The organism is Actinophytocola sp. (genome assembly GCF_036402745.1).
In the GTDB taxonomy this organism is placed as follows: Bacteria; Actinomycetota; Actinomycetes; order Mycobacteriales; family Pseudonocardiaceae; genus Actinophytocola.
This window is the reverse complement of the sequence record NZ_DASWSJ010000175.1, coordinates 25,995-35,797: the sequence shown is the minus strand read 5'-3', so window position 1 is coordinate 35,797 and position 9,803 is coordinate 25,995. Positions and strand designations below refer to the sequence as shown.

The 9,803-nt window shown below is 72.0% G+C and carries 10 protein-coding genes and 2 tRNA genes; 6 read left to right on the top strand and 6 right to left on the bottom strand.

Features of this window, described 5'->3' with window-relative positions; all coding sequences use genetic code 11:
- Nucleotides 1-151: 151 nt before the first annotated feature.
- On the bottom strand, nucleotides 152-676 hold the full coding sequence (locus VGD70_RS17440; RefSeq protein ID WP_331082523.1) for an AfsR/SARP family transcriptional regulator: 525 nt from the start codon (nucleotides 674-676) through the stop codon (nucleotides 152-154).
- A gap of 97 nt (nucleotides 677-773) precedes the next feature.
- Nucleotides 774-846 (bottom strand) — tRNA-Lys (locus tag VGD70_RS17435).
- Between the two features lie 222 nt (nucleotides 847-1,068).
- Here VGD70_RS17435 and VGD70_RS17430 point away from each other — a divergent pair.
- Nucleotides 1,069-2,238 (top strand): L,D-transpeptidase, encoded by a 1,170-nt coding sequence (locus VGD70_RS17430; protein WP_331082522.1) that lies wholly within the window; start codon nucleotides 1,069-1,071, stop codon nucleotides 2,236-2,238.
- A 267-nt stretch (nucleotides 2,239-2,505) separates the two neighbouring features.
- On the opposite strand, the gene VGD70_RS17425 is transcribed toward VGD70_RS17430, so the two are convergent.
- A tRNA-His gene (locus VGD70_RS17425) sits at nucleotides 2,506-2,578 on the bottom strand.
- Between the two features lie 64 nt (nucleotides 2,579-2,642).
- Nucleotides 2,643-3,260, bottom strand: coding sequence for an oligoribonuclease (gene orn / locus VGD70_RS17420; protein WP_331082521.1), 618 nt, complete (start codon nucleotides 3,258-3,260; stop codon nucleotides 2,643-2,645).
- Nucleotides 3,261-3,351: 91 nt separating this feature from the next.
- On the opposite strand from orn, the gene VGD70_RS17415 reads away from it, so the two are divergent.
- Nucleotides 3,352-4,830 carry a glutamate-cysteine ligase family protein gene (locus VGD70_RS17415; protein WP_331082520.1) on the top strand — a complete coding sequence of 493 codons (1,479 nt, stop codon included), beginning with the start codon at nucleotides 3,352-3,354 and terminating at the stop codon, nucleotides 4,828-4,830.
- A gap of 43 nt (nucleotides 4,831-4,873) precedes the next feature.
- Here the strand turns inward: VGD70_RS17415 and VGD70_RS17410 are convergent, their stop codons facing one another.
- Nucleotides 4,874-5,071, bottom strand: a complete 198-nt coding sequence (locus VGD70_RS17410) for a hypothetical protein (RefSeq protein ID WP_331082519.1) — start codon at nucleotides 5,069-5,071, stop codon at nucleotides 4,874-4,876.
- A gap of 120 nt (nucleotides 5,072-5,191) precedes the next feature.
- Between VGD70_RS17410 and VGD70_RS17405 the strand changes: the two genes are divergently transcribed.
- Genes VGD70_RS17405 through VGD70_RS17390 form a run of 4 tightly spaced genes read left to right on the top strand, consistent with a single transcriptional unit; the run spans nucleotide 5,192 to nucleotide 8,014 of the window.
- The gene (locus VGD70_RS17405; RefSeq protein ID WP_331082518.1) at nucleotides 5,192-5,323 is read left to right on the top strand and encodes a hypothetical protein; all 132 of its coding nucleotides are present in this window, start codon (nucleotides 5,192-5,194) and stop codon (nucleotides 5,321-5,323) included.
- Between the two features lie 20 nt (nucleotides 5,324-5,343).
- Nucleotides 5,344-6,375 (top strand): tetratricopeptide repeat protein, encoded by a 1,032-nt coding sequence (locus VGD70_RS17400; protein WP_331082517.1) that lies wholly within the window; start codon nucleotides 5,344-5,346, stop codon nucleotides 6,373-6,375.
- A gap of 54 nt (nucleotides 6,376-6,429) precedes the next feature.
- Nucleotides 6,430-6,822, top strand: coding sequence for a hypothetical protein (locus VGD70_RS17395; RefSeq protein WP_331082516.1), 393 nt, complete (start codon nucleotides 6,430-6,432; stop codon nucleotides 6,820-6,822).
- Nucleotides 6,823-6,853: 31 nt separating this feature from the next.
- The gene (locus VGD70_RS17390; protein ID WP_331082515.1) at nucleotides 6,854-8,014 is read left to right on the top strand and encodes a lactate 2-monooxygenase; all 1,161 of its coding nucleotides are present in this window, start codon (nucleotides 6,854-6,856) and stop codon (nucleotides 8,012-8,014) included.
- Here VGD70_RS17390 and VGD70_RS17385 read toward each other — a convergent pair whose 3' ends face one another.
- On the bottom strand, nucleotides 8,015-9,715 hold the full coding sequence (locus tag VGD70_RS17385) for a bifunctional 3'-5' exonuclease/DNA polymerase (RefSeq protein ID WP_331082514.1): 1,701 nt from the start codon (nucleotides 9,713-9,715) through the stop codon (nucleotides 8,015-8,017).
- Nucleotides 9,716-9,803 lie beyond the last annotated feature (88 nt).

The window sequence follows — 9,803 nt, the reverse complement described above, 5'->3', positions numbered from 1 at the left end:
GAACTGCGGAGAGTCCATAGGTGTTGCCTTTCGGGAGTGCCTTGTTGTCGAGGCGCTCCCGGCGACACCTACGTCAATCGCCCGACCGTGACGGGAAGGGGGAGCACCCACATCGATACAGCGTTCATGGGTCTCACCTCCTCGGGCGGTGTCACGGTCGGCTGCAAGCTACAAGCCCGAGCATCACCCCGTCCAATCCTTTCCCAGCCACGTGATCACGACTGGCGAACGGGCCCGTGCGGTTGCACGGCGAATCCGGCGTGGCGGCCCGGCTGGTCCCGGTCACGGTCGACGACCGTGGCTGCACGCCGAGGTCGGCGGCCAACAAGGTGCGGATCCTGCGGAGCTCAGCGAGCGCCCGCCCGCTGCGGTAGAGCCCGAGCGCCAGCAGCTCCCATCGGCGCTCCCGATACGGCGCTTCGGTCACCGCGCCAGTCAGGCTCGCCACCGCCTCTGGCGAGTTCCCAGCGGCCAGCCTGGCGGCTTGCAGCTCCTCAACGGCGACGGCGTGCAGCTCGTGCAACCACGCACGAGCGGCCGTCACCGCCGGCGACTCGGCCAGTTCAGCCCACGGCTCACCGCGCCAGAGCCCCAGCGCCTCGGAATACGCGGCCACCGAACGGTCGTGTTTGTCCATCACCGAGCAGTCGTCCGCCCGTCGCGACCAGCTCAGCACCTCGACAGCCCGAGATGGACAGTCGAGACGATCTGGAACCCGGCTCGGAAACCACAGAACCGCAGGTCAGCAATAGTGCTGACCTGCGGCTCTGGTGTACGCCGCCAGGGACTCGAACCCCGAACCCGCTGGTTAAGAGCCAGCTGCTCTGCCAGTTGAGCTAGCGGCGCGTGCGGAGGGATGTCTCTCCAACGCGCGGCCAAACGTTAGCACGGGGCTTGGGGCGGGTTGAAACCGGATTCCCCTAACGACTTGACCATCCGTGTTCAGACCGTCGCGCGCATCCGGCACACTGTTAGCGATCAGCACGGGTGTGTCAGAGCGGATCGAACGGGGTTGTGATGGCGGCATGGGCTGGGGGGTCGCGTCGACGGCGGCTGGTCGTCGCGGGGGTGCTCGGGGTCGTTGTGGTCATGGCCACCGCCTGCACCAGCAGCCCCGCCGCGGAACGGCGTGGGCCGGGCAAGCAGGACGACCGCACGTCCACCAAGCCCGCCCCGCCGCCGACGCCGGTGACGCTGTCGATCACCCCGGGTAACAAGGCGGTCGACGTGGCGCCCGGCGACCCGGTCACCGTGGCGGCCGTCGGCGGCGAGCTCACCCAGGTCACGCTCACGAACGAGGCCGGCGAGCCGGTCAGGGGCCGGCTGTCCCCGGACGCCACCACCTGGCAGGTCGCCGAGCCGCTCGGCTACGGCAAGACCTACACGGCCACCGCCACCGGCCGGGGCACCGACGGCAAGCCCGCCACGCTCACCTCCACGTTCTCCACCGTGCAGCCGCGGCTCAAGGCCGACCTGTCGATGAACCCGCTCGACGGCCAGAAGGTGGGCGTCGGCCAGCCGCTGGCGTTCTACTTCGACGTCGACATCACCGACAAGGCCGCCGCGCAGCGCGCCATCCAGATCTCGTCCACCCCGGCGGTCGAGGGCGCGTTCTACTGGTTCAGCGACAGCGAGGTCCACTGGCGGCCGAAGGCGTTCTGGCCGGCGGGCGCCAAGGTGTCGGTCCGCGCGGCGATCTACGGCAAGAACTTCGGCGACGGCGTGTTCGGCAACGACGACCGGGTGGCCAACGTCACGGTCGGCGACGCGGTCGTGGCGGTCGCCGACGGCGCGACCCACCAGATGACCGTCAAGGTCAACGGCAAGGTGGCCCGCAACATCCCGATCGCGATGGGCAAGCCCGGGCACGAGACGCCGTTCGGGACCTACGTGGTGATGAGCGAGCACACCAACTACACGATGGATTCGAGCACCTACGGCGTCCCGGCCGACTCGCCGCTCGGCTACCGCACGCACGTGGACGTCGCGAGCCGCATGTCGAACAGCGGGATCTTCTACCACTCGGCCCCGTGGTCGGTCGGCGACCAGGGCCGGCGCAACGTCAGCCACGGCTGCATCAACATGTCGACGGCGAACGCCGCCTGGCTGCAGAGCATCTCCAACAAGGGCGACGTCATCGTGGTCCAGAACAGTGGCGGACCCCGGCTAGAGTCCTGGGACGGACTGGGCGACTGGCAGATCCCCTGGGCCGAGTGGGCCAAGGGCGGCCACCGGTAACGAGCCCGCCGCCGGGAGTTTCCGCGCCAGTCGATTCCTCAACCGACCCGACCCGACCCGACCGGGTCGGGTCGGGTCGGGTCGGGTCGGGAGCAGCTCGCACCGTGGGTGCGCCGCGGGGAGTTTCCGTGCTGGTCAGTTCTCAACCGACCCGGCTGGGTCGGGAGGAGTTCGCACCGTGGGGTCTGGGGCTCGGCCCCAGAGATGAAGACGAACCCGGCGGAGGGAAGGTGGCCCAATCGGGCCACCGAACACACCTCACCGAAGGGTGAGTGACGGGACTTGAACCCGCGACATCCTGGACCACAACCAGGTGCTCTACCAGCTGAGCTACACCCACCATGTGCCGCCAGCCAACGCGGCGGACATATCGTAACGTGCCCCGTGCGGGGGTTGGTACTCGGTTACGGTTCCAGGGGCTGGTCGGCCCCCAGGACCGCGTCGGCGACCGCCTTCGCCTGCTCGCTCGACGGGCCGGGGGGTGGCACGAACGCCGTTCCGCGGTAGTAGATCAGCTCGCGGATCGACTCGCGGATGTCCGCCAGGGCCCTGTGCGCCAGGCCCTTGTCGGGCTGCGCGTAGTAGATCCGCGGGTACCACCGCCGGCACAGCTCCTTGATCGACGACACGTCGACCATCCGGTAGTGCAGGTGCGCGTCCAGCGCCGGCATGTCGCGCGCGATGAAGCCGCGGTCCGTGGCGATGGAGTTGCCGCACAGGGGCGCGGTGCGGGCGTCGGGGATGTGCCGGCGCACGTAGTCCAGCACCTGCTTCTCCGCCTCGGCGAGCGTGACGGTCGAGGCACGTACCAACTCGGTGAGCCCGGAGCTCGCGTGCATGTCGCGCACCACGTCGGGCATCGTGTCGAGGACCGCGTCCTCGGCGTGGATCACCACGTCGACGCCGTCGTCGAGGATGTTCAGCTCGGAGTCGGTGACGAGCACGGCGATCTCGATGAGGGCGTCCTTGCCCAGGTCGAGGCCCGTCATCTCGCAGTCGATCCACACCAGATTGTCCGTCACCCGAGGCAGCTTAGCCCGGTACCCTGTTTGGATCTCGGAGCTTTCGGGTACCGGCACCGAGCGCGGGCAGTTCCTGACCGGAGGCGGGCCGATGGGCAAGGATGTCGAGCGGACCGAGTTCACCCGTGCGGACCGGCAGCGGTTCCGCCAGAAGGTCCGCCAGTGCCTCGACGTGTTCGCACAGATGCTGGCCGAGTCCCGGTTCGACACCGACCGCCCGATGTCGGGCCTGGAGGTCGAGCTGAACCTGGTCGACGAGGCCGGCGACCCGGCCATGCGCAACTCCGACGTGCTCGACGCGATCGCCGACCCGGCGTTCCAGACCGAGCTGGGCCGGTTCAACATCGAGATCAACCTGCCGCCCTACGAGCTCGGCCCGGACGGGCTCAGCAAGTTCGAGGAAGGCATGCGGGCGAGCCTCAACGCGGCCGAGGGCAAGGCCAACTCGGTCGACTCGCACATCGTGATGATCGGCATCCTGCCCACCCTGCACGACGAGCACATGAACGCCGAGACCCTGTCGGCGAACCACCGCTACAAGCTCCTCGACGAGCAGATCTTCGCGGCCCGCGGCGAGGACCTCGAGATCAACATCGCCGGCGAGGAGCGGCTGGTCACCCAGGCCGACACGATCGCGCCGGAGAGCGCGTGCACGAGCGTGCAGTACCACCTACAGGTGGCGCCGGAGACCTTCGCCCAGTTCTGGAACGCGAGCCAGGTGATCGCGGCCGTGCAGGTGGCGCTCGGGGCCAACTCCCCGTACCTGTACGGCAAGCAGCTGTGGGCCGAGAGCCGGATCGCGCTGTTCGAGCAGGCCACGGACACCCGGCCGGACGAGCTGAAGGCGCAGGGCGTGCGCCCGCGGGTGTGGTTCGGCGACCGGTGGATCACCTCGATCTTCGACTTGTTCGAGGAGAACGTCCGCTACTACTCCGCCCTGCTGCCGCTGCTCGACGACGAGGACCCGGCCGAGGTGCTGGCCCGCGGCGAGACCCCGCAGCTGAGCGAGCTGCGGCTGCACAACGGCACGATCTACCGCTGGAACCGGCCGATCTACGACGTCGTCGAGGGCCGGCCGCACCTGCGGGTGGAGAACCGGGTGCTGCCCGCGGGCCCGACCGTGGTGGACGTGATGGCGAACGCGGCGTTCTACTTCGGCCTGGTCCGCGCGCTGGCCGGCCAGGACCGTCCACTGTGGAGCCAGATGTCGTTCTCGGCGGCGGAGGAGAACTTTCACGCTGCGGCGCGCGAGGGTATCGGCGCGCGGGTGTACTGGCCGGGGATCGGCGAGGTGCCGGTGACCGAGCTGGTGCTGCGCAGGCTGCTGCCGCTGGCGCACGACGGGCTCGACGCGTGGGGCGTGCGGCCGGAGGACCGGGACCGGCTGCTCGGCGTGATCGAGCGGCGTTGCATCAGCGGGCGCAACGGGTCGACGTGGCAGGTGGACACGGTGCACGCGCTGGAGCAGACCACGACGATCAACCGCGAGCAGGCACTCCGCGAGATGACCCGGCGCTACGCCACGCACATGCACTCGAACGAGCCGGTGCACTCCTGGCCGGGGGTGTGACGGCGTGTCGGCGACTGAGCGAGGCGAACACTCGAACGCCGGGTCAGTCCTCCTTGGACGCGTCGAGTACGGCGTCGCGCAGTGCGGCCCGGAGGCGGCCGACGTCGAGCGGGGCCAGTACCGCGGTCTCGCCCGGCGGTGCCACGAGGACCACGCGTCCTTGCCGGACGAACACCGTGAGGTCGCGTCGCCGGCCGGCGACGTCGCGACACACGATCTGCCATTCCTTGTGGTTGCCCACTTTCCTGTCCTCCGGCCGTTGCAGCTGCTGCCTCGCCTGCTGGCGACGTTCACCAGAATGACGCCGGCACGTCGTGGGCGTGACGTAGTTTCGCCGATTTCTCGAAAGGTTTGGTCACCCGTGGACGAACGTCGTCGCATCGTGATCGTGCAGACCGGGTCCCGCGTCGCGGGCACGGGTGCGTTGTGGGACAACAGTTACTCCGGACAGGCGCCGCCGTTGCGCCGGAAGGCCCAGCGGCGCGCGGGGTAGGGGCCCTGGTGGGAGGGCGCATGGCGGAACCGATCGGCTCGATCGACACGGTGCTGGTCCGTGCCGCTCGGCTGACCGCCGAGGGCCGGCCGGAGTCGGCGATCGCCGTGCTGCGGCCCGCGCTGGAGCTGTTCCCCGAGCACTCGGCGGCGTGGTGCCGGCTGGCCGCGGCGCAGCTGGACGCGGGCGAGCCGGGCGAGTCGCTGGCGGCGGCCAAGCGGGCGATGATGCTGGGCGAGCGGTCCTGGGGGCACCGGCTGGCGAGCCTCGCGCTGATCGAGCTGGGCCGGCACGGCGAGGCGGTGGTGTCCGCGCGCGAGGCGGTGCGCCGGGACGCGGCGGACTGGCGGTGCCACGTGACGCTGGCCGAGGCACTGGCCCACGACATGCCGGCGGACGCGGTGCGGTCCGCGCGTGCCGCGGTCGTGCTGGCGCCGGACCAGGCGCGGGCCCACGAGGTGCTCGGCGACGCCGAGGTGGCCGTGCACGACTGGCTCGCGGCCGAGCACGCCTACCGGGCCGCGTTGCGGCTGGACCCGGGCAACGACGACATCACCGCGAAGATCGGCCGGCTGGCCCGCCGCCCGCCCGAGCGCCCGGAGCGGCGGCGGCGGCCGGTGCGGAACCGGACGGTGCCGCGGTTCGGCCGGATCGAGCGGGTCTGCTTGTTCCTCGCGGTGCGCCGGGCGTCGGTGTGGCAGGCGGTCGGCGCCTTCGTGCTGCTGGTGGCGGGGCTGCCTGCGCCGAGCGGGTTGCTGGTGTGGTTCGGGCTGGGCGTCGTGGTGTTCGTCGGCACGCTGGCGTGGCGCGGCTGGCTGGGCCTGCCGCCGTCGGCGCGGGTGCCGTTGGGTCAGCTGTCCACACGGGAGCCGCTGGCCGCGGCGGCGGCGGTGTCGCTCGGGGTGTCCGTCCTGTTGCTGCTGGTGTGGAACGTGTTGCTGGCGCTGGGATCCCCGTCGGCGCCGGTGCTCGTGGGGGCGCTCGGGTGCGCGGCGGTCGCAGTTGCGAACAGTTGGTTCGGTCTCTGGCGGATCTGGGCCGGCAGTCGCTAGCGTGCTCGCCATCCGGCCCGGGACAAGGGGATTGACGTGCGTGGTTTCGGTGGTTTGCTGACTTTCTACGGCTTCGCGTCGCTGGTCTTGTTCTACCTCGACCGGCACTACATCCTCCTGGCGTGGGCGGACGACTGGCAGCCCTGGTTCGGCCTCGTGGTCGGCTGCGCCGGCGCGGTCGCGCTGGGCATCTCGCTGTTCACCCACAAGGAGCCGGAGGAGTCCCCGGCGCCGCAGGGCAACCCGGCACAGCCGTTCGGCCCGCCGCCGATGGGTGCCCCGCAGCCCTACGCCCCGCCGCAGCAGTACGGCCCGCCGCCCGGGCCGCAGCAGTACGGCCCCGGCCCGGCCCCGCACGGGCAGCCGCCCTACGGCCCGCCGCAGCAGTTCGGGCCGCCGCAGTCGTTCGGCCCGCAGGGCGGTCCGCCCTACGGACCCCGGGGCTGACCACGGCGTTCCTCCGCGAGAGACTCCCGGCATGACGATGTTCGGCAGCTACCAGAACGAGATCTACCTTGGCGGGCTCGGCGGTCAGGTGCCGATGTTCACCACTAACGGCGCCGCGCTCGAGGATGCGGCTCGCGGGGTGATGGCGCCGGAACCGTTCGGGTACGTCGCCGGTGGGGCCGGGTCGGGGGCGACCGTGCGGGCCAACCGGGAGGCGTTCGACCGGTGGCGGATCGTGCCGCGGATGCTCACCGACGCGACCAAGCGGGATCTCTCGACCACGGTGCTGGGCACGAGCATGCCGGCGCCGGTGCTGCTCGCGCCGGTGGGTGTGCAGTCGATCGTGCATCCCGAGGGCGAACTGGCCACCGCGCGCGCCGCCGCGGACCTGGGCGTGCCGATGGTCCTCTCGACGGCGTCGTCGCATCCGATCGAGGAGGTCGCGGAGTCCAATGGGGACGGTCCGCGGTGGTACCAGCTGTACTGGCCCAACGACAACGACGTGACGATCAGCATCCTCTCGCGCGCGAAGGCCGCCGGGTTCACGACGCTGGTGCTGACGCTGGACACGTGGACGCTGGCCTGGCGCACCACCGACCTCGACCAGGCCTACCTGCCGTTCATCCGCGGTATCGGCACCGCGATCCCGTTCTCGGACCCGGCGTTCCGCGCGGGCCTGGACCGGTCGCCGGAGGAGGACCCGCAGGCCGCGATCCTGCGCTGGATCCCCATGTTCACCGGCACCGACAAGCGCTGGGACCAGCTGCCGTTCCTCCGCGAGCACTGGGACGGGCCGATCGTCCTGAAGGGCGTCCAGCACGTCGACGACGCGCGCCGGGCGAGCGACGCCGGGATGGACGGCATCGTCGTGTCCAACCACGGCGGCCGGCAGGTCGACGGGGCGGTCGCCGCGCTGGACGTGCTGCCCGAGATCGCCGCCGCGGTGGGGGACCGGATGGCGGTGCTGTTCGACTCCGGCATCCGGACCGGCGCCGACATCGTCAAGGCGCTGGCCCTGGGGGCGCACGCGGTGCTGGTGGGCCGGCCGTTCGTCTACGGGCTGGCGCTGGGCGGGGAGGACGGTGTGCGGCACGCGATCCGCAGCCTGCTCGCCGACCTGGACCTGACGCTGGGGCTGTCCGGGAACCGCACGCCGGCCGAGCTGACCGGCGACACGCTGCGCCGCGCCTGACTACTTGGCATCGGCGTAGCAGTCGACCACGGCCGCCTGCAGGGGGAACCGGACCGGGGTGTCGCCGAAGACGAGCCCGCTGGCCTCCTCGGCCGAGGCGGTGACCTCGGCGGCCACCGTGTCCGCGATGCCGGCGGGGCAGTGGACCAGGACCTCGTCGTGCTGGAAGAAGACCAGCTGGGCGTCGGTGCCCGCGATGCGGCGGCGCAGCGTGGCGAGCACGGTGAGCGCCCAGTCCGCGGCGCTTGCCTGCACGACGAAGTTGCGGGTGAACCGGCCCCAGTTGCGGGCCGCCTCGCGCGAGCGGTTCTCCGTGCCGGGGTCGGCCGACCCCATCAGCGCGCGCCAGGACTCGCTGGGCGGCGGGCTGGTGCGACCCAGCCGGGACCGCACGATCTTGCCCTCCTCACCCGCCCGCGCTGCCTGCTCGACGTAGTCCACGGCCTGGGGGAACCGCTGCCGCAGCTGCGCCAGCAGCGGGCCGGCGCCTCCGGCCGTGCCGCCGTACATCGCCGACAGCATGGCCCGCTTCGCGTGGTCGCGGTTGCCGTCGAACGTGTCGGTGGCGATGGTGGTGTAGAGGTCGGTGGCCGCCGAGACCTCGGCGAAGCGGCGGTCGCCGGACAGCGCGCCGAGCACCCGCGGCTCCAGCTGCGACGCGTCGGCCACCACCAGCTTCCAGCCCGGGTCGGCGCGGACCGCGGTGCGCAGGACGCGCGGCAGCTGCAGCCCGGCCCCGCCGCGGGTGGCCCAGCGGCCGGACACCACGCCGCCCACCACGTACTCCGGCCGGAACCGGCCGCCGTGCACCCAGCTGTCGAGCCACGACCAGCCGTTGGCCACCCAGAGCCGGGCGAGCTCCTTGTACCGCAGCAGCGGCTCGACCGCGGGATGGTCGACCTCGCGCAGCACGTGGGCCCGGCTGGACGGCACGTCGATGCCCGCCCGGGCGAACGCACGCACCACGCTGGCCGGGTTGTCCGGGTTGACCTGCCGTGCCTCCGGCGCGCCGGACAGGCCGAACGCCGCCGTGATGTCCTCGGCGAGCGCCGCCAGCACCGTGGGGCGGGCGCCCGCCGACGGCCGCGGGCCCAGCATCTCGGTGAGCAGCGCGAGGTGGACGTCCGTGCGCCATGGCAGGCCGTGGTGCCGCATCTCGGCCGCGGCCAGCGCGCCGGCGGACTCGGCCGCGACGAGCAGCCGCAACCGGTCGGGCTGGGGGACGGCGGCGATGCGCCGCTGCTGGTCGGCGTGGACGGCGACCGCGGCGTCGAGCGGGTCGGCGCCGGCCGGCAGCGGCTCGCGGTCGGCCTCGAACAGGGCCGGCTGCTCGGTGCGCGACACCGGCGGCGGGTCCTGCGGCTCGGGCAGCTCGTGCATGCGGGCCCACGCGGCGGCGAGGTTGCGCGGGCGGCCCGGCAGGCCGGCGAACCCGAGCAGGATGCCCTCGGTGTGGAAGAGGTCGTGGCAGCGGGACAACCGCAGGCCGGTCGCGAGCAGGTCGGGGTAGAGCGTGTCGGCCGAGGGCAGCACCCAGCGCGGGGCGTGGACGGCCTCGATGCCGGCCATCCACGCGGCCAGGTCGGGGACCTTCTCGGCCGCGGCGGGCGCCGCTGATGCCGGGCCCCGCGAGCGCGCACCGTCCGGGAGCACGCGCACCCGGCCGGCCCCGCCGGCCTCCGGCACCACCACGACCTGCATGTCCCGCATTCTGCGCCCGACCACCGACAGTCCCGCGGTGGACCGTTAGTTAACCAGCAAGTAGGTTCGGGTAGGGGCAAGCGACGAG